Source organism: Arthrobacter sp. efr-133-TYG-120 (assembly GCF_030209785.1).
Taxonomy (GTDB): domain Bacteria; phylum Actinomycetota; class Actinomycetes; order Actinomycetales; family Micrococcaceae; genus Arthrobacter.
Genome location: NZ_JARVRI010000001.1, coordinates 183,647 through 207,290 on the forward strand (window position 1 = coordinate 183,647; position 23,644 = coordinate 207,290).

At 64.3% G+C, this 23,644-nt stretch carries 18 protein-coding genes; 10 read left to right on the forward strand and 8 right to left on the reverse strand.

Annotated features, from left to right (window positions below; all coding sequences use genetic code 11):
• The first annotated feature begins 4 nt into the window (after positions 1-4).
• Positions 5-1,252 carry an APC family permease gene (locus tag QRN51_RS00885; RefSeq protein ID WP_284988261.1) on the forward strand — a complete coding sequence of 416 codons (1,248 nt, stop codon included), beginning with the start codon at positions 5-7 and terminating at the stop codon, positions 1,250-1,252.
• Here QRN51_RS00885 and QRN51_RS00890 read toward each other — a convergent pair.
• Entirely contained in the window at positions 1,242-2,441 is a 1,200-nt protein-coding gene (locus tag QRN51_RS00890) for an MFS transporter (protein ID WP_284988262.1), read from the reverse strand. The two genes, QRN51_RS00885 and QRN51_RS00890, sit on opposite strands and share 11 nt — an antisense overlap.
• Positions 2,442-2,646: 205 nt before the next feature.
• Here QRN51_RS00890 and QRN51_RS00895 point away from each other — a divergent pair, with 205 nt between their 5' ends.
• Positions 2,647-3,036: a hypothetical protein gene (locus QRN51_RS00895; protein WP_059389318.1), complete on the forward strand. Its 390-nt coding sequence runs from the start codon at positions 2,647-2,649 to the stop codon at positions 3,034-3,036.
• A gap of 126 nt (positions 3,037-3,162) precedes the next feature.
• On the forward strand, positions 3,163-3,420 hold the full coding sequence (locus tag QRN51_RS00900) for a mycoredoxin (protein ID WP_059389319.1): 258 nt from the start codon (positions 3,163-3,165) through the stop codon (positions 3,418-3,420).
• 29 nt (positions 3,421-3,449) lie between these two features.
• Here QRN51_RS00900 and QRN51_RS00905 read toward each other — a convergent pair whose 3' ends face one another.
• The 5 genes from QRN51_RS00905 to QRN51_RS00925 all read right to left on the reverse strand — a co-directional run bounded on the left by QRN51_RS00905 (position 3,450) and on the right by QRN51_RS00925 (position 8,174).
• Positions 3,450-5,750 (reverse strand): FdhF/YdeP family oxidoreductase, encoded by a 2,301-nt coding sequence (locus tag QRN51_RS00905; RefSeq protein ID WP_284988263.1) that lies wholly within the window; start codon positions 5,748-5,750, stop codon positions 3,450-3,452.
• 56 nt (positions 5,751-5,806) lie between these two features.
• Positions 5,807-6,583 carry a lipoate--protein ligase family protein gene (locus QRN51_RS00910; RefSeq protein WP_284988264.1) on the reverse strand — a complete coding sequence of 259 codons (777 nt, stop codon included), beginning with the start codon at positions 6,581-6,583 and terminating at the stop codon, positions 5,807-5,809.
• Positions 6,583-7,386, reverse strand: a complete 804-nt coding sequence (locus QRN51_RS00915; protein ID WP_059389321.1) for a thioesterase family protein — start codon at positions 7,384-7,386, stop codon at positions 6,583-6,585. The genes QRN51_RS00910 and QRN51_RS00915 overlap by 1 nt, the downstream gene beginning before the upstream one ends.
• Positions 7,387-7,418: 32 nt before the next feature.
• Complete coding sequence (locus tag QRN51_RS00920) at positions 7,419-7,907, reverse strand: DedA family protein (protein ID WP_059389322.1); 489 nt, start codon at positions 7,905-7,907, stop codon at positions 7,419-7,421.
• A 72-nt stretch (positions 7,908-7,979) separates the two neighbouring features.
• Entirely contained in the window at positions 7,980-8,174 is a 195-nt protein-coding gene (locus tag QRN51_RS00925) for a DUF1918 domain-containing protein (RefSeq protein WP_059389323.1), read from the reverse strand.
• Between the two features lie 215 nt (positions 8,175-8,389).
• Here QRN51_RS00925 and QRN51_RS00930 point away from each other — a divergent pair, with 215 nt between their 5' ends.
• Complete coding sequence (locus QRN51_RS00930; RefSeq protein ID WP_284988265.1) at positions 8,390-9,544, forward strand: PDDEXK nuclease domain-containing protein; 1,155 nt, start codon at positions 8,390-8,392, stop codon at positions 9,542-9,544.
• Between the two features lie 61 nt (positions 9,545-9,605).
• Here QRN51_RS00930 and QRN51_RS00935 read toward each other — a convergent pair whose 3' ends face one another.
• Together QRN51_RS00935 and QRN51_RS00940 are read right to left on the reverse strand one after the other, a co-directional pair.
• A complete protein-coding gene (locus QRN51_RS00935) occupies positions 9,606-10,262 on the reverse strand; it encodes a DNA alkylation repair protein (RefSeq protein WP_284988266.1) in 657 nt (218 codons plus the stop codon).
• A 28-nt stretch (positions 10,263-10,290) separates the two neighbouring features.
• Positions 10,291-11,265, reverse strand: a complete 975-nt coding sequence (locus QRN51_RS00940) for a dienelactone hydrolase family protein (RefSeq protein ID WP_284988267.1) — start codon at positions 11,263-11,265, stop codon at positions 10,291-10,293.
• Positions 11,266-11,401: 136 nt separating this feature from the next.
• Here QRN51_RS00940 and QRN51_RS00945 point away from each other — a divergent pair, with 136 nt between their 5' ends.
• The 6 genes from QRN51_RS00945 to QRN51_RS00970 all read left to right on the forward strand — a co-directional run bounded on the left by QRN51_RS00945 (position 11,402) and on the right by QRN51_RS00970 (position 23,595).
• Positions 11,402-12,292, forward strand: coding sequence for a ribonuclease Z (locus tag QRN51_RS00945; protein ID WP_284988268.1), 891 nt, complete (start codon positions 11,402-11,404; stop codon positions 12,290-12,292).
• A 31-nt stretch (positions 12,293-12,323) separates the two neighbouring features.
• A complete protein-coding gene (locus QRN51_RS00950) occupies positions 12,324-15,089 on the forward strand; it encodes a PAS domain S-box protein (RefSeq protein WP_284988269.1) in 2,766 nt (921 codons plus the stop codon).
• A 404-nt stretch (positions 15,090-15,493) separates the two neighbouring features.
• Positions 15,494-16,486: a hypothetical protein gene (locus QRN51_RS00955; protein ID WP_284988270.1), complete on the forward strand. Its 993-nt coding sequence runs from the start codon at positions 15,494-15,496 to the stop codon at positions 16,484-16,486.
• 275 nt (positions 16,487-16,761) lie between these two features.
• Positions 16,762-19,956 carry an efflux RND transporter permease subunit gene (locus QRN51_RS00960; protein ID WP_284988271.1) on the forward strand — a complete coding sequence of 1,065 codons (3,195 nt, stop codon included), beginning with the start codon at positions 16,762-16,764 and terminating at the stop codon, positions 19,954-19,956.
• A complete protein-coding gene (locus QRN51_RS00965) occupies positions 19,953-20,417 on the forward strand; it encodes a hypothetical protein (RefSeq protein WP_284988272.1) in 465 nt (154 codons plus the stop codon). Before QRN51_RS00960 ends, QRN51_RS00965 begins: the two co-directional genes overlap by 4 nt.
• 1 nt (position 20,418) lies before the next feature.
• Positions 20,419-23,595: an efflux RND transporter permease subunit gene (locus QRN51_RS00970; RefSeq protein ID WP_284988273.1), complete on the forward strand. Its 3,177-nt coding sequence runs from the start codon at positions 20,419-20,421 to the stop codon at positions 23,593-23,595.
• Positions 23,596-23,644: the final 49 nt, after the last annotated feature.

Genomic DNA, 23,644 nt, shown 5'->3' on the forward strand with positions numbered 1-23,644 from the left:
GCCCATGAGCAACCCCCAGGGCCTGGCCCGTCGGCTGGGTACCTTCGACGCGGTCGTGATCGGACTGGGCTCGATGATCGGCGCCGGCGTGTTCGCCGCCTTCACTCCTGCCGCTTCCGCCGCAGGATCAGGGTTGCTGATCGGGCTCGTCATCGCGTCGGCTGTGGCATTCTGCAACGCGACGTCCTCCGCCCAGCTCGCCGCCGCGTACCCGACGTCGGGCGGAAGCTACATTTACGGCCGTGAACGGCTGGGACCCTGGGCCGGATACCTGGCCGGTTGGGGATTCGTCATCGGCAAGACCGCCAGCGCGGCGGCCATGGCCATGACATTCGCCGCCTACGCGGCCCCTCCCGGGTGGGAACGTCCCGTGGCCATCGCCGCCGTCGTCGTCCTCGCCGCGGTGAACTATCACGGGGTGACCCGCACGGCTGGCCTGACCCGCATTCTGGTTCTCGCAGTGCTGGCGGCCCTCGCCGTCGGGGTGGCAGCGTGTTGGGGCGGCTCTGCCCCGTCTCCGGCCAACATCCCCGGGGACGGACTGCTTGCGCACGGCTGGTACGGGATCCTCCAATCCGCAGGGTTGCTGTTCTTCGCCTTCGCCGGCTACGCGAGGATCGCCACGATGGGAGAGGAAGTCCGGGACCCCCGCCGGGCGATTCCGCGTGCCATCGGGATCGCCTTGGGCATCGCCGTCGTCATTTACGCCATCACCGCCGTGACTCTCCTTGCCGCGCTCGGCCCGGACGGTGTGGCTGCCACCCCGACGCCGCTCGCTGCCGCGGTCGGAGCCGGGACCTTAGCCTGGGCCGTCCCGGCGGTCCGTGCGGGAGCCGCCGTCGCCTCCCTCGGTGCACTGTTGGCCCTCATCGCGGGCTTGGGCCGGACCACCCTGGCAATGGCCAGGCACCACGACCTGCCGCACTGGCTCGCCGCCGTCCACCCCCGGTACCGTGTCCCGCACCGGGCCGAGGTCACTCTCGCCGTCGTGATCTGCGTGATCGTCGCGTTCGCCGACTTGCGCGGCGCGATCGGTTTCTCCTCGTTCGGCGTCCTCATCTACTACCTGGTCGCCAATATTGCGGCGTTTACCCAGCCGGCCGAGGACCGCCGATACCCCAAAGCGCTCCAGGTGTTCGGAGCCCTGGCCTGTGTGGTCCTCGTGAGCACGCTCCCGCCGCTATCGGCGGCCCTGGGCGTCCTCATGTTCGCGGCAGGCATCCTCCTGCGCGTCGTAAGGCTCAAGCGATAGCGTCATGGGTTGGCGCAGGGGCAGCAGGACGCTCCTTCGGCGGCATTCGCCGCGACGTCCGCCCGGCCAGCACAATGACTACCAGCGCCAAGACCGTGAGTGCGGCGCAAGCCGCGAAGATGCCCTGGTAGCCGAGCGCCGTCGTCGATCCCAAAGCGATGATGGGGCCCGAGACGATAGCGCCGACGCGCCGCGTGTTGGTGTAGAGCCCGGAAGCCAGGCCGGGACGGGGAATCAGCCGCTGGAACAACGTCAACCCCACGCCCGCCACAATCCCGAAGAACCAGGCATTCAGGACCTGGAGCGCAATCAGGGTGGCAGGGTTGGAGACAAAGGCCATGCCCGCGTAGTAGGCGATCCCGGCCACGCATCCGGAGGCGATGAGCGCCCGGCTGGAGTAGCGGCGCGCCAGCCGCCCGATCAGGAAGAGCGCAGGTATCTCAAGCGCGGCCGACACGCCAAGCGCGATGCCCGCCCAGATGACATCCACACCGAGCCCTTGGGTCACGAACAGGCTCATGATGGACACAGCGGCGCTGTTTGTGGCCTGCAAGGCGACAAAGGCGAAGACGACGGCGGCGACCCCGAATTTCGAGAACGGGTGCCCATCCTCTTCGGCATGGGCCTTGGGACGATTCTCGTCGGAGGCAGCGCGCCGTCGGGAAATCATGGCAGCAGTCGTGGTGACGTTGAGGACGGCCACCACACCAAGCGCGAGCAGGATGGCCCGATTGCCCAGCGCGCCCATGATGAATGTCGCGAGGGGCGGTCCCGCGACCCAGGCGAAAGAGACAATCGCGCGGGTGTTCATCACGTCGCTCATTCCGGCGCCTGAGTGCCTGAGGTGGGCGAACAAGAGCGAGCTTCCGACCCCTGCCGGGCCGCCAAGGACTATCAAGCCCACGACGGCGAGCGGCAGCGAAGTGCTCACGGCCAGGAGGGTGGACAGCGCCAGGGTCAGGACGCCACAGGCCAGCATGGGGCGCAAGTAGTCGTTTGCACGGTCGGCATACGCCGGCACAAGAAGGGAAGCGACGAAGCCGCTGGCATTGTAGACCGCGAGGACCCACCCCACCTCGGCCGGGGTGGCATTGAAGAGCGCCACCAGCAGGAGTGCCAGCGCGGGGTTGAGAAACGCGAACTGGAACCCCCACAACAGCGCCGCAGACGGGACGAGCAATCGCTTCACGCTTCCATTCGGGTTATCCACGCCCTCAACCCTAGAAGCCTTCCCGGCCGTGAGGGAGGCCCTGCCGGTACCTGTATCGGCAGGTCTTCCGGCTGGTCAAGACGGATTTTGGCCGCGGGCCCGAGAGGATCCGGCCGGCGGCGGGGCTCTGACAAAACCCGAATCAGGGGTGGACGGCGGAGGTCGCACAGAGCAGGATTGAGCCATGAGCATCCATGAGGCACTTCTGAAGCAGGCCAGCGTAACCGCCACGGAAGCCACGCTCGTGGCGAAGTTCGAGATCGAGGGCAACATCCCTGGTTCCGGCGCCTATGTCGTAGGCCTGGTCGCGGCGACTCCGGACTATTCCTCTCAGCGAAGACTGGGTATCGAGTTCATGAACGGGGAGGCGATCGCCTTCTTCTCCTTTAACCACGACCAAAGCGCCGAAGAGAACTACGACCTGAAGGGTGTTGAGCACTCGGGGAACACTATTACCGGCCATTTCCCCCTCTCGGCGATCAACGGCCTTGGCAAGGGACATGTGATGACAGCCTTCAGTGAAGCCGACGGCCGTGAGTTCCAGTCCGGCGTCACCGTCGAAGAGTCGCTCTAGGACCGCGCGCCCAAATCCATGACCGATTCGCCCTTGCGTGTCATGTGACACATGCGCGCGAAGGAATAGTGCCTGCCGGGTTACCGTTGATGCGAGTAGTTCAAAACAACGACGGCAGGAGAATCCGTGGACTTCACCCCCGAATCCGGCACCATCACTATGTTCTCGACCACTTGGTGCGGTTATTGCAACCGCCTGAAGAAGCAGCTGGACGCCAAGGGCATCGGCTACAACGAGATCAACATCGAAGAGGTCGAGGGCACTGCCGAACTCGTGGAGAAGCTGAACGGCGGGAACCAGACCGTCCCCACTGTCCTCTTCCCGGACGGAACCGCGGCCACCAACCCGTCCGCAGCCGAGGTCGAAGCGCGCCTCGCCGCCTGAACCTCCAGAGCTGGGTTATCCGGGCTGAGTTATCCCGGTGGTGCGGCTGGTTCCAGGCGCACCACCACGGACTTGGACGCAGGAGTGTTGCTGCCCTCGGCGGTCGAATCCAGCGGTACAAGGACGTTTGCCTCCGGGTAATAGGCAGTCACGCAACCGCGGGCCGTGGGGTACGCGATCAACCGCAGCTGGCGCAGGACCCTGTCCACGCCGTCGTCGGCTTCGCTGTGGACGTCCACATAGCCGCCGTCGGCAAGGCCCAGGTCAGCCAGGTCGTCGCTGTGCGCAAAGAGCACCATGCGGCCCTTCTTCACGCCGCGGTAGCGGTCGTTCATGCTGTAGGTGGTCGTGTTGAACTGATCGTGGGAGCGCACCGTCTGGAGCAGCAGGCGCCCCTCCGGGACATGGATGGTCTCAAGGTCGTTGACAGTGAACATCGCTTTCCCGGTGGCGGTGGGAAACTTCCGCTCGTCCCGGGGGCCGTGGGGCAGGACGAAACCGTCACGGCTCCGGGCTCTCTTATTGAAGTCCTCGAAGCCAGGCACCACGTGGGAGATGTGTTCGCGCACTGAGTCGTAGTTCGCTTCGAAACTTCGCCAGTCCACAGGGACTTTGTCGCCGAGTACCGTGGCGGCCATGCGGCATACGATCGCCACTTCGGACAAGACTTTGTCCGAAATCGGCCCCAGCCTTCCCGCCGAGCGGTGAACCGCGCAGACGGTGTCCTCGACGGTGACGAACTGCTCTCCGCCGGCCTGGCGGTCTATTTCCGTACGGCCGATGGTCGGCAGGATCATCGCTTGCTCCCCCACCACGGCGTGGGAACGGTTGAGCTTCGTGGAGATCTGGACTGACAATCGGGTCTTGCGGACGGCCGCCTCGGCAGCAGTGGTGTCAGACATTGCGTGCACGAGGTTTCCACCGAGCGCTACGAGCACCTTGATCCTGCCGTCCCGCATGCCGCGGATGCTGTCCACGGAATCGACGCCGGGGTGCCGCGGCGGGTCGAAGCCGAACTCCCTCTGCAGGGCGTCGAGGAATGGTTCGGGCATCTTCTCCCAAATGCCCATGGTGCGGTCGCCCTGGACGTTGCTGTGCCCACGGATCGGCGACGGCCCGGCGCCGGGTTTGCCGATGTTTCCACGGAGCAACAGCAGGTTGACGATCTCCTTGATGGTGGACACGGCCTTCTTGTGCTGGGTCAGGCCCATCGCCCAGGTGATGATGACTTTCTCCGCACGCAGGTAGCGGGATGCGAGCTCGTCGATTTCCTCGGTCCTTAGGCCCGTCGCGGCAAGGACGTCCTTCTCGTCCAGCTCGTCGATGTGGGCTTGGAACTCTTCGAGTCCTTGGCAGTGCTCCTCGATGAACGCATGATCGAGTACCGCCCCCGGCGCTGCCTTCTCCGCGTCCAGAACCCGCTTGGAGACTGCCTGAAGCAACGCCATGTCTCCTGCGAGGCGGATCTGCAGGAACTGGTCCGCCAAGTCCGTTCCTTTGCCCACCAGCCCACGGGGACGTTGCGGGTTCTTGAAGTTGATGAGTCCGGCTTCGGGGAGCGGGTTCACCGCCACAATGCTGGCACCAGCGAGTTTTGCCTCCTCCAACGCGGTGAGCATCCGGGGGTGGCAGGTCCCCGGGTTTTGGCCCATGATGATGATCAAATCCGCCTTGGCGAAGTCCGTGTAGCTGACGGCGGACTTTCCGACGCCGAGCGTCTCACCGAGGGCAAGCCCCGTGGACTCGTGGCACATGTTCGAGCAATCGGGCAGGTTGTTGGTTCCGAACGCCCGGACGAAGAGCTGGTAGACAAACGCGGCTTCGTTGCTCGTCCGCCCGCTCGTGTAAAAGGTCGCTTCGTCAGGCGATTCCAGGGCGTTCAGCTCACGGGCCACAATCCGGAACGCATTGTCCCAACTGATGGAACGGTAGTGGCTGGAACCCGCGGGTTTGTAGACGGGTTCAACGAGCCTGCCCTGCTGTCCCAGCCAGTATTCCGAGCGCTGGGCGAGGGATTCGACGTCGTTCTCGTCCCAGAAACCGGACGGAACCTTGAGCGGATCAGCCTCCCACCCGACGGCCTTCGCACCGTTCTCACAGAACTCGGCCAGCTTCCGCTCGGGAGGATCCGGCCAGGCGCAACTCATGCAGTCGAAGCCGTCCTTCTGGTTCATGGCCAGCAAGGACTTCCAAGTGCGGGACGGCCCCATCTGGCTCACCGCACGCGGCAAGGAGTCCACCAGGCTGGGCAAACCCGCGGCCGATCGCTTCGGCGGTCCAACGGTGAGGTCCGCATCGGAATCGTGAACAACCGATGGCTTCTTGTCCATTGTTCTACCTCGGTCCACTTGCTTGTGGCCTCAAGCGTAGTCCTGGCAGTATTCGTCTACAACGCCGTGCTGGTGCTCGTCACGGGGAGCAGGCTCTGGAAATCGCCGTCGACGAGTTCGGCATATTCCGCGTAAGCCGCGACGACGGCTCCCTCCACCGTGGGTACGTCCAGCTGCGGCAAGAGGTCGTTGGCCGCCCCGGCAGTGGCTGGGTCCCACTCGAGTCCGAGGGCGCCATAGCTGGCAGTGAGGACTTCGCGGATGGGCGCCGAGTTCTCGACGACGATCACCGAACTGAACAGCCACCCCCCGGAGACAACCCTCTGGGCGGTCCCGACCAGCTTGATCTGGTGCGTTGGAAAATCGGGGTCCAGGCCGTGGACGCTGAACTCGCCCGGGCAGTACTCCCCGGGGATCTCCCCGACGGCGGCCTGCACCCCGACGCGGCGGAGCGCACCAGCGAGTAGCTCGCCAAAGAAGGAGAATCGGGCCTTCGCCCCGGCAATCGCGTCGGCGTGAGGCTCCACATGATCGATCACCAGGGTGCCCCGGTGGTAGGCCGCGGCACGCCCGCCCGCCTTGCGGATCAGGGGTTCGAAACCCAGGTTCCGGCAGGCCTCGGACGCGGCCTGGAATCCCGGCAGCTTGGCATCGCGTTGCCCGAACGCCACCGTAGGCCGGGGCCTGTACATTCGGAGCGTCGGGCCGAGCAGCCCTCTGCGGGCACGGTTGAGGAGTTCGATCCCGAAGTCCAGGTCATCGGCGACTCCGAGGGATTCTTCCTGGCGCACTACCGTCAGCGTGCGCTGTGTCCGGGCGAGGTCCTCAACCATCAGCTCTTCCTCAGCGTGAGGATCTGCTCCGCGCGGCCGAAAGGGCCACTGATGTCGTGAAGCACGGTGGATGTGAGGCCGATGCCGTCGTTTCCGAAGGAGACCATATTGTCCAGGCCCAGCCATTCGCCCGCAGGTTCGCGGTACATGTGGATCTGCAGGTCAAGGTTGGGGAATATGTAGCTGTTCTTTCCGGGTGAAACGCGCGCGGCAATACCGTTGGCTGTGTCCACGAGTCCGACCAGCCGCGCGAGATCGCGGCTGTCCGCAGCATCGGTGAGCGGATGCTCCGTGCGGATCCAGACTTTGCCGGAGCCTGCCCGGTGTCCTTCCGCTATCCGCATTTCGAGGGACCGGATGTAGCCACCCGGCCATACGCTCGCGCCGTCCCACGGCTTGCATTCGTCCGGGGCCGGCATTTCAACGTCTTCTATGGCGGCGACGGCACTCGTGTCGCTGGTCGCCATGCGCCAGGCGGTGGCACGGATAGCCACGCGTCCTGCCGCCGAGAGTTCCGCCTGGATCAATTCAATCGTCCTGCCGGGGCGGACCGTGGCCGTGGTGATGTCGAATTCGCCGCCGGGGATCAATCCGAGGATTTCGTAGCTGAGGCGGGCCATCCGGACGTCGTCGCGCGGCTCGTGGCGGAGCAGGGCATCAGCCAGGATGCCCGATGCAGGCGCCATGTGCTGCTCGTGCGGATTCCACGCCCCCTGGGCGTGGATGGTTGAGCGGAAGCGCCCATTCCCGAGCGATTCGTAGTAGAAGTCGCCTTCCGCAAGGTCCGGAAGCTCAATACTCAACGCCTGCCCTTTCGCCGGTCCGGTAATGGAACTCAGACCACTGTATCTTCTGGCGCCACAGCCGTCCGACGCCGACGTCGCATGACCAGGCAGACCGCCAATCCGGCAAGGATGAGGAACAGGAGCGCGGCGGCAAAAGGGGAGGCCGCCATGACGGCGAGCCAGGCATCCATCGCCGCGAGGCCGATGGTCGCGTAGACGAGGGCCCAGATACCGGAGCCTACAATTGCCGCAGGGAGATACCGGCTGAGTGGCATTCTCGCAGCCCCCGCGGCCAGGTTCACGGCGGTTTGGAGTCCGATAGTCAGGAAGGTCAGCACGACCGCGTAGGGACCAAAGCGCTGAATCAGGGCCTGCGCTTTGCTTGCTTTGGGGCGATGCAAGGCGCGTGCGAACCGCGTGCGTTCCATTCCGGCCGCTGCGCCGCGGCCGATCCAGTATGTCGCGTTGACCCGGACCATCACGACGGCGAAGAGCGCCGCAAGCGCCACTTCAAAGGGCAGGTCGAGGATCTGGTCCACGCGCGCCCTCCCCGGTCTCCTTCACAGCTAAGTCTTACCTTAGCTCACGAGGAAACACGGCCGGCCGGGCGGCTACGAGCTCCCGCCTGTGCGATCGATCGTGAAATCACCACCCGGATACAGGATGGTCTCGTGGCCATCGTCAAAACGGACGAAATACGGCGGCGCACCATTTGCACCGCGGACTTCGATGATCTCGCCGTGCCGGTCGGACGCCCCGACCGTCCTGCCATGAATGATGATCCGATCTCCCTGGGCTGCTTCCACAGGAACCACCTCCCAGCATTCAGATTACGAGTGTTGGGCCGTCGTGGGAACAGGGTGCCGGCGGTCCACCCAGCCGGCTGAGCGGTGGCACGTCCCAGCTCCTAAATTGTCAGCCCTCTCCCGTACGTTCGACGAAATGGTCGCCGAACCGGTCGCCATGCGCCCAAGTCGCCCAACCGCCTAAGAAGCCCAACCGCCTAAGAAGAGGACAGCCAGTGCGAAGCCAAGAACTGAAACCGGAACAGACCACGACGGCGGCGGAAGCCGCGGCGTCGTTCGCTGCTCCCCCGGCGCGCACCTCCATGCCGGACTGGTACCCCGAGCTGCTTGCCAGTGTCTCCAAGGAAGTCGGCACGGGACGTTCACGGGCCATTTCCGCGGCGAACAAGGCGCTGCTTGCTTCCTATTGGTCCATCGGCAGGCAATTGGCGCAGCGGGAATCGGAGCAAGGCTGGGGCTCGAAAGTCGTCACCCGCCTGTCGGCAGACATACAAACCCGGTTTCCTGGATCCAAGGGATTCTCGCCAAGGAACCTCCGCTACATGAAGACTTTCGCCCAGGCTTGGCCGGAGTTCCCAATGTTGCAAGTGCCGCTTGCAACATTGCCCTGGTACCACCAGATCGCGCTGCTTGAGAAGCTCGACGACGCCGCGACCCGCCTCTGGTACGCGGCTGCCGCCGTCGAACACGGATGGTCGCGCAACGTCCTTGCCCATCAGATCGAAACGCGCCTCCATGAGCGCTCCGGGCAAGCAATAACCAACTTCAGCACCACCATGATGCCGGCGGACTCGGACCTTGCCCAACAAGCCACCAGGGACCCGTATGTGTTCGACTTCGTCGCCATGACAGACCGCCGCAACGAGCGGGAACTGGAGCTTCAACTCGTCCAACATGTGGAGAAGTTCCTCCTGGAACTGGGCCAAGGCTTCGCCTTTGTCGGCGAGCAGGTCCGGCTGGAAATCAACGGCGATGAGTTCTTCGCCGATCTCCTCTTCTATCACTTGAAGCTCCGCTGCTATGTAGTGATCGAGCTTAAGGCGGTGAAGTTCGAGCCCGGGTTTGTCGGCCAGCTAGGCATGTACATGTCGGCCGTGGACGATCTCCTGGCGCATCCCGATGACAAGCCAACCATCGGCCTCCTGCTCTGCAAGGAGAAGAACAACGTGGTGGCCGAGTACGCCTTGCGGGGAATCAACCTGCCCATCGGTGTCTCGGAATGGCAGAGCAAAATCATCGAATCGCTGCCGGAGGAACTCGCCTCGAGCCTTCCAAGCATTGAACTCCTCGAGGCCGAACTGGCCGATGAACGGGCGAACGCCGCGTCCAAGGGACGCGCGCCTGCCGTGGAAGCTGAACCCAATCCGTGAACAGTGGCCCCGGCGCTGGGGCAACAAGCTCAAGCTACTGGCGGTTCAAGGGACTGGCGGTTCAAGCGACTGGCGAGGGGAACTGCAGCTCAGGCCGTCGCTTGGCAACGTCGTTGAGAACGGTGGAGACCGCTTCCCTGACCACCTCCGCCTCGGCGCCCATTTCCCGAGCGGCGTCCAGCGCCACGGTGGCGTGGCTCACAAACGCTTCCCAGTCGCCTCCACCGCCACGGAGCGCCCGCAGGGGCGACATCAGGGCAGCGCGGCATAGCCACTCGTCATGCTCCCGCACCCATCGATCCATCACGCTTCCAGCCCGCGCCTTGGCTTGCCCTTCCAGTCCGGCGATCAAAGGTCCGATCACGTCCACCGCGAGCGGATCTACGAGTTCACGCAGCCTTCCCTCGCGGACAAAACCCTCAAGGCGCGTCAGATCGGTATTCGTCAGCAGATGGACCTTGGACTGCAGAAGGACGATTGCCGCGAGCCGGCGTTCGAAAACGGGAACCTCCCACAATTCCGAACTCAAGGCAGTGACCTCGTCATGCTCGAGTCCCGGGTGGCGGCGGAGGGCATCGCGGACTGTCCCACGGATAGCACCGATCGAGGACCCGTAATGCTGGAGCCCGTTTCCCAGCCGGGCCTGGGCCTGCTCTGCACGGATCCACGAGCCTTCACGGCGCAAGGCCTCATCGATGAACTCGCCGGCGTCACTCATGCGAACATTCTTTCGCAATACTGTCCGTTCAGACGTACTCGCCGAACCAGGCCAACATGTCCCGCCAGGCGGCTGTCGCCTGCGTTTCGTTGTACCGCTCGCTGGTGTCGTTGTGGAAGGCATGGTCGACGCCGGGATAGACGGTGAGCTGGTGGCGGACGTCGGTGGCTGCGAGCGCATCCCGAAGTGCCGGCATTGCGCCGGTGATGCGCTGGTCGAGTTCGGCATAGACGCCCAAGACGGCAGGTTTGATGGATGGGACTTTATCCAGGTCGGGCGCCGGTCCGTAGAAGGCCGCTGTGGCTTTCAACCTGGGTATCTCGGTGGCGGATTGCCAGGTGATGCCGCCGCCAAAACAATAGCCGTTCATGGCGATCCGCTCGCCGTCCACGAATTCCAGTGATCGGAGGTAATCGAAGGCCGCGGAAAAGTCGGAAACATGGCGCTCAGCTCCCGCCCGTGTCAGCGCCCCGGGCACGGCGTCGGGATCCATGCCCGGTGTGCCTCCCTCCCGGCTCAGGAGATCCGGCGCCAAAGCAACGTACCCGGCCTTGGCGAAACGGCGGGCCACGTCCTGGATGTGCGGGGTCAGTCCGCGGTTCTCGTGGCAGACAAGGACCGCGGGTCCCGCACCGGCCCCGTCGGTCCTCGCAAGGTAGGCGCTGATCCCGGTTCCGCCGGAGGGGAACCGGACGGTGGCCGTCACGAGGCCGAACGCGCCCTCAGGTACGGAAAGCGGGCTCTTCGCCCCCGGTACTGGCCCGGAAGCCGCCGTCGTTGCGGGCCGGGCGGCCGAGGCCTCGGGGCTTGGCATGGGATCGGTGCTTAGCGGAACCTCATCCGGAGTGCATCCGAGCTGCAGCATCGTCGAGGAGGCGGCAGCCATGCTCCCGGTGATAAATGCGAGCCGGCGAATGAAGGCTCGCTGCGACATGTCTCCCGAGCGGTAGTCGTCGAAGAATTCCTCGACCAGGTACTTTTCAAATTTCCCGAGCTGGATCATGGAAGGCCTCCTGAGTCTGCCGCATATCCTCCTCCCAAGACCGTTACCGGGCAAGGGCGCCCTGGATGATGGGCGTAGCCGCCAAGTAAGCCCTGGATGATGGGCGTAGCCGCCAAGTAATGAGACACTCGGTTCCATGCGTGAATTCGTGGTTCTCGGCACCGCCTCCCAGGTCCCGACCAGGACCCGCAACCACAACGGATACGTGCTCCTTTGGGATGGCGAGGGCCTGCTCTTCGATCCTGGCGAAGGTACCCAGAGGCAGATGATCCAAGCCGGCGTCTCGGCCAGCCAGATCACGCGGATCTGTGTTACCCATGTCCACGGCGACCATTGTTTCGGGCTGCCGGGCGTGCTTTCGCGCATGGCCCTGGACCGGGTGGAGCATCCGATCCACCTGCACTATCCCGAGTCCGGCGAGGACATGATCCGCGCCCTCGTCGCTGTCGCGTCGCCCGGCGTCGACCTTCGGCTTCATCCGCACGGTGGTCCCGGTCCCGTCGCCGACGGGGTCGAGGTGCGCCCGCTGCTCCACCGGATCGAGACCTACGGCTATAGGGTTGTGGAGCCCGAAGGCCGCAGCCTTCTGCCGGAGCGGCTTGCGGCGGCCGGGATTACCGGATCCGATATCAGCCTCCTGCAGCGGGACGGGAGCCTGGGCGGTGTGCGCTTGGAAGACGTGAGCGTGCCGAGGCCAGCACAGAGCTTCGCCTTCGTGATGGATACGGCGCCGTGTGACGGCGCTGGGGAACTCGCCAACGGCGTGGACCTTCTTGTGGCTGAGTCCACTTTCAGCGACGACGACGGCGACCTCGCCGCGCAGTACCGCCACCTCACCGCCGGGCAGGCGGGGGCATTGGCTGCCACCGCCGAAGCGGGCATGCTCATCCTGACCCATTTCTCGTCGCGCTATCCCGACGTCCGACTGCTCGCGGAGCAAGCCCGGGCGCGGTCCGGCGGGGCCTCCGTCATCGCCGCGAACGACCTGGACCGGGTTCCCTTCCCGAAACGGCAGCGGTGGTTGTAGGCTTGTCATCCATTCAGCTCTGGGGGCCGAAATGACAAACGAAATACGGCCGCTGGATCAGTTCGGCTTTTTTGGCGGCCTGGTCGAGGCCGTACCGGACGCCTTGCTGGTGATCGACGCAGACGGTCAGGTCACGTTCGGCAATGCCTATTCAGAGCAGCTCTTCGGTTATTCGCGTAACGAACTGCTGGGCAAGCATTATGAGGTGCTGCTTCCGGCGCGGTTCGAGGGCCAAGGCGGCGCCATCCGGGACCTCTTTGCCCGTGATCCGGGAATACGCCGGGCCGGGACTGACCTGAAACTGTTCGGCCGCCACCGCGACGGCGCCGAGTTTCCCATTGAGGTCAGCTTTGCTCCCCTCGGCGTCGGACCGGCCATGCAGCTCGTTGCCTCTATCCGCGAAGTAAGTGACCGCGTCCGCGTTGATGCCGAACTCCGCGATGCCCTCTCCCTTCTCAGCGCTACCCTTGAGTCCACGGCCGATGGCATCCTGGTTGTCGCGGCGGACGGGACTATCGCGGGGGCGAACGAGCGCTTTGCCGAGTTGTGGGGCATCCCCGCGGATCTCCTGGAGTCGCACGACGACGGCCGGCTGTTGGCTTTCGTCCTCGACCAGCTCACGGATCCCGACGGGTTCATAGGCAAGGTCCAGGAACTGTACGCCGATCCGGGGGCGGAGAGCCTGGACATGTTGGAATTCCGTGACGGGCGGACGTTTGAACGGTATTCCCGGCCCCAACAGGTCGGGGATGAGATCGTGGGACGGGTCTGGAGTTTCCGCGACGTCACTTCCCGTCAGCGCGCACAGGACCAGGCGCGGGAGGCACTCGCCCAAGTGGAGGGCCTGGCCGCAATTGTTGAGTCTTCGGCCGACGCGATCATCGGCATGACCCCCGCGGGCGTCATCACCAGCTGGAACCCTGGGGCGGAGAAACTGTACGGATACACTGCCGCTGAAGCGACCGGGCAGAACGTACAGCTCCTCATTCCGGACTACCTCCAAGCCGAGGACGAGGTGCTCACCGCCGTCCAGAATGGTGGCCAGGCCCGTAGCTTCGAGACGGACCGGATGCGCAAGGACGGGTCCATCGTGCCTGTGTCCCTCACGGTCTCCCCGATCCGCGGCGACCACGGAGTCACCGGAATTGCGAGCATCGGGCAGGACATTACCGCTCGGCGTGCCGCCGAAGCGGACCTGTTGGCAGCCAGGGAGGCGGCCCTGGAATCGAGCAGGTTGAAGTCCGAGTTCCTCGCGACGATGAGCCATGAGATCCGCACCCCCATGAACGGGGTCATCGGCTTGACAACGCTGTTGTTGGACACGCCGCTGGATGAAACGCAACGCAAGTACGCCGAAGGGGTCCAGACCGCTGCCGGAGCTCTATTGACCCTGATTAACGACATCCTGGACTTCTCGAAGTTGGAAGCGGGGAAGATCGACCTGGACATCACGCCCTTCGATCCGCAGGACGTGATGGAGGAAGTGGCGTCGCTCCTGGCCGAAGCAGCCCAGGGCAAAGGCTTGGAACTCATCGCGTACTGCCACCCCGATGTTCCCGCGCAATTGGCCGGTGATGCCGGCCGGATCCGGCAGATCCTGTTGAACCTGGCTTCGAACGCCGTAAAATTCACCGCGTCCGGTGAAGTTGCCATCCGGGTAACCATCGCAGACAAAGACGCAAGAACAGCGCTTGTTCGATTCGAAATCAGCGATACCGGCATTGGTATCGACGCCGCGGATCACTTGCGCTTGTTCGATTCGTTCTCCCAAGCAGATGCATCCACCACGCGTCGGTACGGTGGAACCGGGCTGGGGTTGGCCATCTGCCGGCGCCTGACGGAAGTGATGGGCGGGGACATCGGCTTGACCAGTACCCCTGGTGAGGGAAGCACGTTCTGGTTCTCCCTCCGATTGCCGCTCGCCAAGGAACCCGGGCGGGTTCCCGCCCGCACTGTCCCTGGCCCACTGGCGGGTCTGCGCGTTTTGGTGGTCGACGATAATGCCACCAACAGGTTGGTGTTGGAATCGCAATTGAACACATGGGGGCTGCGACCGGACCCGGTTGCCGACGCGCGTACGGCGCTCGACCGGTCACGGAAGGCAGCCGCCGCAGGGAAACCCTTCGACATTGTCGTGCTCGACATGTGCATGCCGGACATGGACGGCCTCGAGCTTGCCCACGAGCTCTCGAAGGACCCAGGCTTGCGGGGCATCCGCCTTATGATGCTGACCTCCGCGTCCCAGGTATCCAAGCCCGATATGGCCGGCGCGGGAATCAGCGAATGGCTCACGAAACCCGTACGCGGTTCGGAACTCTACGACCGCCTGGTGCGACTGGCAGCGGGCAATGCGGCGACCGGACCGGCGTCCGCACTTGCACGGCCACCGAGGCCGGACAGGCCCTCCAAAGGTAGGATCCTTGTGGTGGAGGACAACGCGGTGAACCAGCTCGTCGCCTGCGAAATGGTTGCCAAGCTGGGCTACGAAGCCGAGGTCGCTGCCGATGGCGCCGAGGCCGTCTCCGCCATCGCCGCCCGCTCCTATGCGGCTGTGCTCATGGATTGCCACATGCCCGTCATGGACGGCTTCGAGGCCACCAGGAGCATCCGGGTGCAGGAGAACGGCTCTGTCCGCCTGCCCATCATCGCCATGACCGCAGGAGCCCAGGACGAAGACCGCGAGCGCTGCCTCGCAGCCGGCATGGATGATTACCTCAGCAAACCAGTCGATCTGGCCGGCCTGGAAGAAGCCCTCAATCGCTGGGTTCCCCGTGCGGTCCCTTCATCGGGCCTTTGATCACGGGGTGCTTACGTAGGATTCTCCGCGTGTTCGGCGGCCCGTGCCTGGAAAACGAGTAGGCGGCACTCGTGCCTACGGGCCGGGAAAGATGTTGAATTAATACAGGAACACATCCGCGGCTTGAAACAGACCAGCCGGCCCTCCGGGACCGGCGCTGGACGGGGCCGACGGCGGGAGTGCCCCTGGAGCCCGGGGCTCGGGGCGCTCTACCCCAGACGCCGCCGGCCCCCCTGGTGCCCAAGGGAACGCCCTTCGCCACATCGGGTTTGTGCGCCGTCTGTTCTTTTTCCGTGCCGGCCGGAGCACAATTGAGAAATGTTGGACCGTGGGCGGTGCGGCATGAAAACCTCTCCCGCTGTCCCGGCCCTCCTTTCATCAGCCTGTTGTGAAAGGACACCGAGATGTTCCAGCCAAGCAAACGACTCACAGCGTTGGGTTCTGCACTCGTGCTGTTTCTGGCAATGTCCGCGGTGGCGTCGTGTTCCGGGCCAAGCGGTACGCCTTCCCCGGCCACGTCGAACGGGCCCCTGACAGGGCCGACGTCGGGATCTGCCCCGCCGACTGCTACCCCGACGGCGACCACGGACGCCGCAGAGTTCTGCGGGGCCGGGTCCGCCATCCACTACGACCGCTCGGCCTTCCAGCCGGCGCCGAGGATTGACAACAAGTGGTTTCCACTGAAGCCCGGCATGCAGTACACGACCAAGGGCATGGTGAAGAGTGCCGACGGCACCACCGAGCGCACGGTGGTCCACTCAGTGACCGGACTGACAAAAGTGATTGACGGCGTGAAGACCCTCGTGATGTGGGACCGTGACTACTACGACGGGCAGCTCGTGGAATCCGAGCTGGCCTTCTTTGCCCAGACGGAAAAGGGAGCTGTCTGGCTCTTCGGGGAGTACCCGGAAGAGTACGAGAACGGCACTTTCACCGGCGCGCCCCGCACTTTCATTCACGGCATTTCCAAGGCCCAGGCAGGGATCGCCATGCAGGATCAGCCGGTGACCGGTACCCCGGGGTACGTCCAAGCCCACGCACCCGATGTGGGCTTCCTGGATTGTGGAACTGTCTTCAAGCAGCATGAGCGGGTATGCGTACCGGCCGCGTGCTACGACGATGTGTTGACCGTTGATGAGTACAATCCGCTGGAACCGTCCGTTGGCCACCAGCAAAAACTCTATTCAGCGGGCACGGGGCTGGTGAAAGTGACAGCGGTTGGCGGCGCGGACCAGGAGTCGTTGGACCTCATCAAAGCGGAGGCGCTCGCGGACTCCGCCCTGACTGAGATCAATCGGCAGGCGTTGGAATTGGACGGGCACGCCTACCAGGTCAGTGCGAGTGTTTACGGAACGACCCCCCGCGCCGAGGTTGCGACACCGGGCTCCAGCGGCTAGTTCTGGCGTATACCACTATCACTTGTGAATGGACGAAAAATTCCCTGTCATTATCCTGAGAATCCTTGCATTGAGCGTTGACCCAAGGTTCGGCCGGGGCTCATGATTGACGTACACGTCTGGGGGCGCTTTGGCACTGTTCCAAGGAGCGGCGTGGTGGACAGGTACCGGGGATCTAACATTTTCAGCGGGCACTCACCGGACATCGATTCTGGGGTGTCTCCTCCCCGCTACGGCTTCTCCACCTTCACACCCAAGGAGCCGGGTGACCGGCCATGATGGGCACGGTCCTCCGGTGGGTACTCCAGTTCCGGTTTCTGGTCCTGGCCGTGGCGGTGGGGATCCTGGGTTTCGGCTTCACGAGCCTGCCGGGCATGGCAGTGGATGCCTTCCCGGAGTTCGCCCCTCCACAGGTCGAAATCCAGACTGAGGCCCTGGGGCTCTCCGCCGCAGAGGTTGAACAACTGATCACCTCCCCCATGGAGGCAGACCTGTTGAACGGTGTGGCGTGGGTGGAAGCCATTCATTCCAAATCCGTCCCCGGCCTGTCATCAATCCAGATGGTGTTCAAGCCGGGGACCGACCTTTTCCGGGCCCGCCAGCTTGTGTCTGAGCGTTTGACCCAAGCACGCGCCTTGCCGAATGTGTCTGCCGCACCCGTCCTGATGCAGCCCCTCTCATCGACGAGCCGGGTCATGATGATCCGGCTGACCTCCAAAGAGATGTCGGCCATAGACATGTCTGTTCTGGCCCGCTGGACCTTGAAGCCCGGACTCCTGGCGGTGCCCGGCGTCGCGAACGTGGCAATTTGGGGCCTCCGCGACCAGCAGCTGCAGGTCCTGGTCGATCCTGGGGAACTTGAGGCCAAGGGCGTGACGCTGGACGAGGTCATTACGACTACCGGCAATGCCGTCTGGGTATCCCCCTTGAGTTACCTTGAGGCGTCCACACCCGGCACCGGCGGCTTCCTGGAGACGGGCCACCAGCGGCTTGGAGTGCAGCACGTCCTGCCAATCACCACGCCCGAGGATCTGGGCCAAGTCAGTCTGGAAGGGCCGGCCGGAAAGCTGGTGTTGGGCGATGTTTCACACGTCGTGACCGATCACCAGCCGCTGATCGGGGATGCACTCTCCGGCAAGGATGCCGAACTGCTCCTGGTCATCGAAAAGTTCCCGGAGACGAACACAAGGGATGTGACCCGGGGCATCGATGATGCTCTCCACGCCCTCCAGCCAGGCTTGTCCGGTGTCACGATCGACACCACCGTCTACCGGCAGGCAGCGTTCGTCGAAGAAGAGGTAGGCACGCTTGGTGTCGCACTGCTTGTCTCGCTCGTGTTGACAGCCACCATGTTTGGCGCGTTCTTCCGCTCCTGGCGCACCGCCGTCATCAGCCTGATCACGATTCCGGTCTCCCTGACGGCGGCGGCTTTGGTCCTGTACCTACGAGGCACCGGAATGAACACCATGGTCCTCGCCGGCATGGTCCTGGCCTTGGCCGTCATCGTCGGAGACGTCGCCGAGGACCTCTATGGCGCAGTCCGAACTGGCAGGGCACGCGTCGCGTCCGACGTCGGGTCCGGCGCCGCGTCCGGCGCGTCCGGCGTCGGGACCGCGCAATTGAGTGACACCTTGGTGACGGCGTCCCTGCGCGCAGTGCGAACGCCGATTCTCTATTCCCTGCTCATCATGGCGTTGTCTGTGCTCCCCGTGTTCTTCGTGCCGGGCGAGGACGGAGCGCTCTTCGGCCCGCTGCTCCTTTCCTACCTGCTCACCTTGGCTGTCGCGATGATCGTGGCTCTAACGGTAACCGCGGCGCTGGTCTTCGTCCTGCCCGTCGGCCGGACCACCGCACGCGAAGAACGCACCCTGAGCCGGGTCCACACCGGGTACGGCCGTGCGTTGTCCGGGACAGCGGGAAAGGGCCGGTGGGTACTCGCGGGCGCCGCAGCCTTCGCCCTCGCCGGACTTGCCCTCGCCCCCCAGTTAGCCAGCGGCCGTCCGACAGTGCCTGTCCTGCCGGACAAGACCCTCGTGGTGCAGTGGAGTGCGATCGCTGGCACCTCAGACCAGGAAATGACGCGGATCACTGATGCGGCCGCCCAAGAGCTCCGGACACTCCCGGGCGTGGTCAATGTGGGGGGACACATCGGGCGCGCCATCACCTCGGACCAGGTGGGCGACATCAGCGCCGGGGAGCTTTGGGTGACAGTTTCCGCGGAGGCGTCCTACCGCGACACCGCGGCGGCCGTCCAGCACGTGGTGAACGGGTACCCGGGGCTGACCAGCAAAGTATCCACGTACCCGCAACAGAGGATCGAGCAGATCCAACAGGCCGCCGACCCCGGGTTCACCGTCCGGGTTTACGGCCTGGATATGGCCACCCTCCGTCAGAAGGCAGAGGAGGTGCGGCAAATCCTGGCCCGGACCGACGGCGTCGCCAATCCCCATGTCGACGCGCCCACCCAACAACCGATCGTCGAGGTCCAGGTTGACCTGACCGCGGCCCAGAAAGCGGGCGTCATACCCGGCGATGTCAGGCGCGCCGCCGCAGCGCTGCTGCAGGGAATCGAAGTCGGCAACATATACCAGCAACAAAAAGTCTTCTCGGTGATCGTCAAAGGAACTCCGTCCACCAGGAACAGCCTTACCAGCGTCCGCGAGCTGCTGATCGATACCCCCGGCGGAGGTCACGTACGCCTCGGCGACGTTGCACAGGTCAACATGGTCGGGAACGAGGCGGTCATCCTGCACGATGACACATCGCGCCGGATCGATGTGAAGGCTGATATTCAAGGGCGCGCCCTCAACGACGTTCAGCAGGACATCGAGAAGGGCCTCCAGCAACTGCAGTTCCCGCTCTCATACCATGCGGAAATCCTCACCCAGTACGCAGAACAGCAGAACAGCGCCCGGTGGCTGTGGCTGCTGGCGGCGGTCGCCGGGGCCGGAATCCTGGTGCTTCTCCAGACGGCGCTGGGAAGCTGGCGGCTGGGTGCGACGGTCTTCCTGGGCTTGATTGCCGCGCTCTCGGGCGGAGTGCTCGCTGCGCAGATGACGGGCGGAATCAACTCCTTGGTCTCGCTTCCTGCATTCTCGGCCCTCCTGGGCATTGCCGCACGTGGATCCATCCTGTTCATTCGGCACGCCCGAAGCTTGGGGTCCGAGGACAGTCCTGCCTTTGGCCCCGCGCTCGTGATCCGAAGCGCGCTGGACCGGTTGATGCCCGTGCTGATGTCGGCCCTGATAACGGCTCTTGGCCTGCTGCCGCTCGTGCTCATGGGTGGCGTGGTCGGAACGGAAATCATCCAACCGCTCGTCATCATCATTTGGGGCGGGCTGCTGACCACGACCCTTTTCCTGCTATTTGTCTTGCCCGCGCTGTTGCTTGGATTCGGACCGGAACCGGCGCCCAGGACCGCACCCCGGAACGATCCGCTGCTCCGGGCACAGAGCGAGGACGCACCATGAAGAAGTTAGCTTCGCGGCAGGGCCGCAGCACGAAAGTCCTGATCGCCCTGGTGGTCGCCGCTTTGCTGACGCTTTCACTGCCGGCCTGCTCCCAGCCGCAAGCCGAAGCCGTGCCTGCCGCTGACTCCCCTGCCACCGTGGAGGAAGTCCCGGGGACGGACCTGCACCGCGTCACCCTGACGGAACGCGCCGTCGAACGTCTGGGGCTAAAGACCGGGACGGCGTCGTCGGGTCCGCAGGGGAAGCTGACCGTCCCCTACGGGGCGATCCTGTACGACAGCCAGGGCCGGACCTGGGTCTACACGAATCCGGAGCTCCGCGTGTATGTCCGCCAGTCGGTAAGTATCGAGCGAATCGCCGGCGAAGCCGCATTGCTGAAGGAGGGTCCGCCGATCGGCACGGTGGTGGTCACGTTAGGGGCCGAGGAATTGTTCGGCGAGGAATTCGATACGGCCCACTGAGATGCGTTGGATCATAGGCATCAGCCTCAAATTCAGGACAGTGGTTGTTGCACTGGCCTGCGCGGTGATGCTGTTGGGCTCAGTGCAATTGAGCTCGGCGTCCATCGATGTCTTTCCGGAATTCGCGCCCCCGCGCGTGGAAATCCAGACGGCCTGCCTCGGCCTGACCGCGCAGGAAGTGGAAGAACTGGTCAGCGTACCGATCGAGGCTTCCCTGAGCGGCATGCCCGGCCTTGATGAGCTGCGCTCCAAGTCCGTCCCGCAGCTGTCCTCGATCGTGCTCATCTTCAAGCAGGGTACCGATTTGCTGAACGCCCGCCAGGTGGTCTCGGAACGGATGGCGGCAGTGACATCCGCCCTGCCGACGTGGGCGGCTCCGCCGGTCATGCTTCAGCCGCTGTCGTCGACGAGCCGCGTGATGAAGATTGGCATGACCTCCTCCAGCCGGTCCCTGATCGAGATGTCCATGCTCTCCTACTGGACGATCCGCGCCCGGTTGCTCCGGGTACCCGGAGTGGCCAACGTCGCCATCTGGGGTGAAAGGCTCCAGATGCTGCAGGTCCAGGTGCAGCCGGACCGGCTCAAGGCTGAAAATGTTTCGCTCAACGAGGTCATGGAAGTCACCGCGGGAGCCGTGGACGCCGGCCTCCTGAAGTACTCCCCCGGCCGGTTCATCGGCACGGGAGGCTTCATCGACAGTCCGAATCAAAGAATGGGCGTCCAGCATGTCCAGGCCGTTTCGAGCCCAGCGGACCTGGCACAGGTCACCATCAGGGAAAAGGACGGCGTCGCGCTGCACCTGGGCGACGTGGCCAAGGTCGTTGAAGACCATCAGCCGCTCATCGGCGACGCTGTCATCAACAACGGGCACGGGCTCATGCTCATCGTCGAAAAGCTCCCCTGGGGCAACACCCTCGATGTGACCAAGGGAGTTGAGGACGCCCTCCGCCAGCTCCAGCCAGGGTTGAGTGGAATCACCTTTGACACCACCATCTTCCGTCCGGCGAGCTTCATCGAGGAGGCGATTTCCAACCTCAGCCTCGCGCTGCTCCTGGGCTGCCTCCTGGTTGTGATGATCCTCGGCGCCTTCCTCTTCCAGTGGCGCACCGCCCTGATCAGCCTTGTGGCCATTCCGCTCTCCCTCCTGACGGCGGCGCTCGTGCTGTACTTCACGGCGAGCTCCATCAACACCATGGTCTTGGCGGGGCTTGTCATCGCCGTGGGTGTGGTCGTCGACGACGCGATCATCGACGTCGAAAACATCATGCGCCGGCTCAGACAACATAGGGCCCTGGGCAGCGGCGAACCAACGGCCTCGGTGGTGCTCAGGGCCTCTCTGGAAATGCGAAGTCCCATTGTCTACGCGACCCTGATCATCGTCGTCGCGGCCGTTCCCATTTTCTTCCTCGACGGACTGACCGGTGTCTTTTTCCGGCCGCTGGCTGTCTCCTATACCTTGGCCGTCCTCGCCTCGATGCTGGTCGCGCTGACGGTGACACCGGCCCTGGCCCTGATCCTGCTCGGCAACGCGAAACTGGAGCAGCGCGATCCTCCACTGGTCCGGGTGCTCAAGCGCGGATATCACGCCATTTTGTCCCGGACCATGAACCGGCCCCGCTACGGCTACGCCGGTTTCGGCGCCGTCGCTCTCGCGGGGCTGGTGATCGCTCCGTTGCTGGGCCAGTCCTTGTTCCCCACCTTCAAGGAACGGGACTTCCTGATGCACTGGGTCGCAGAGCCCGGCACTTCGGCAGCGGAGGTATACCGCATCTCACAAAGGGGCTGTGAGGAGCTCCTCAAGGTGCCCGGGGTCCTGAACTGCGGTACCCACATCGGCCAGGCGTTCACCGCCGACGAAATCGTCGGCGTCAACGCCGGGGAAAACTGGATCAGCATCGACCGCCACGCCGACTACGAAAAAACGGTGGCAGCTGTCCAGGAGGTTGTCGACGGCTATCCGGGCCTGCACCGCGACGTCCAGACTTACCTGAAAGAGAGGATCGAAGAGGTCCTGACCGGCTCCAGCGAACCAATCCTGGTCCGGGTCTACGGGGACGACCTGAACGTGCTGCGGGACCAGGCCCAGAAGATCAAGTCCATCCTTGACCATATCCAGGGCACCAATGAACCCCACGTTTCCCTGGAAGTCGAGGTACCGCAGATCACGGTCAAGGTGGACCTTGCCGCAGCGCAAAAGTACGGGCTGAAACCCGGCGACGTGAGGCGGGCGGCCGCGACACTCGTGGCCGGGGAAGAAGTAGGCGACGTCTTCCGGGACGGACGCGCCTACGACGTCCAAGTCTGGAGCACCCCGGAGACCCGCGCCAGCGTCACCAGTATCGAGGACCTGCCGATCGACACCCCCGGGGGACAGCGCGTCCGGCTGGCCGACGTCGCCTCCGTCAGCGTGCAATCGACACCCAACCTCATTGACCGCACCAACGGATCCCGCCGGGTTGAGGTCGGTTCCTTTATCGATCAGGGGGCAGACCTCGGGACCGTTGTCCGCACGCTCCAGGAACGCCTCGAAGACATGAAGCTGCCGCCGGGTTACAGCGTCCAACTCCTCGGTGAGTACACGGAACGCCAGGCGGCCACCGAACGCCTGACGATCTTCGCCGTGGCGGCCCTGGCCCTGATCTTCCTGTTCCTGCAAGCGTCGTTCCGGAGCTGGCGGCTGGCCCTGCTCGCGCTGCTGACGCTCCCCATCGCCCTGGTCGGCGGGGTTTTCGCTGCCTACGTGACCGGCGGGGTCCTCTCGCTCGGCTCACTCGTCGGTTTCCTCACGGTGATGGGCATCGCAGCCCGCAACGGGATCCTGCTCATCAGCCACTGCCAGCATCTGGAAAGGAACGAGGACGAAGCCTTCGGCCGCGCCCTCGTGTTGCGCGGAGCGGCGGAACGGCTTTCCCCTATCCTCATGACCACCTTGGCTACCGGACTTGCCCTGGTGCCCTTGGTGGTTATGGGAAATATCCCGGGCCACGAAATCGAACACCCCATGGCTGTGGTCATTCTGGGCGGACTCGTCACGTCCACCCTGCTCAATTTGTTCATTGTCCCGTCGCTCTACCTCCGCTTCGCAAAAGCAGGGTCCCGTGATCCACGGGAGGCACTCACGTTCCTTTTCCGGAGATTCAGGCGAGTGCTTCCTTCCCGAGCGCAGGAACCTAGCTAGCCGATTCTGCCTCGCGCACCGGTCCAACGGCGCCAAGATTAAATTGTCG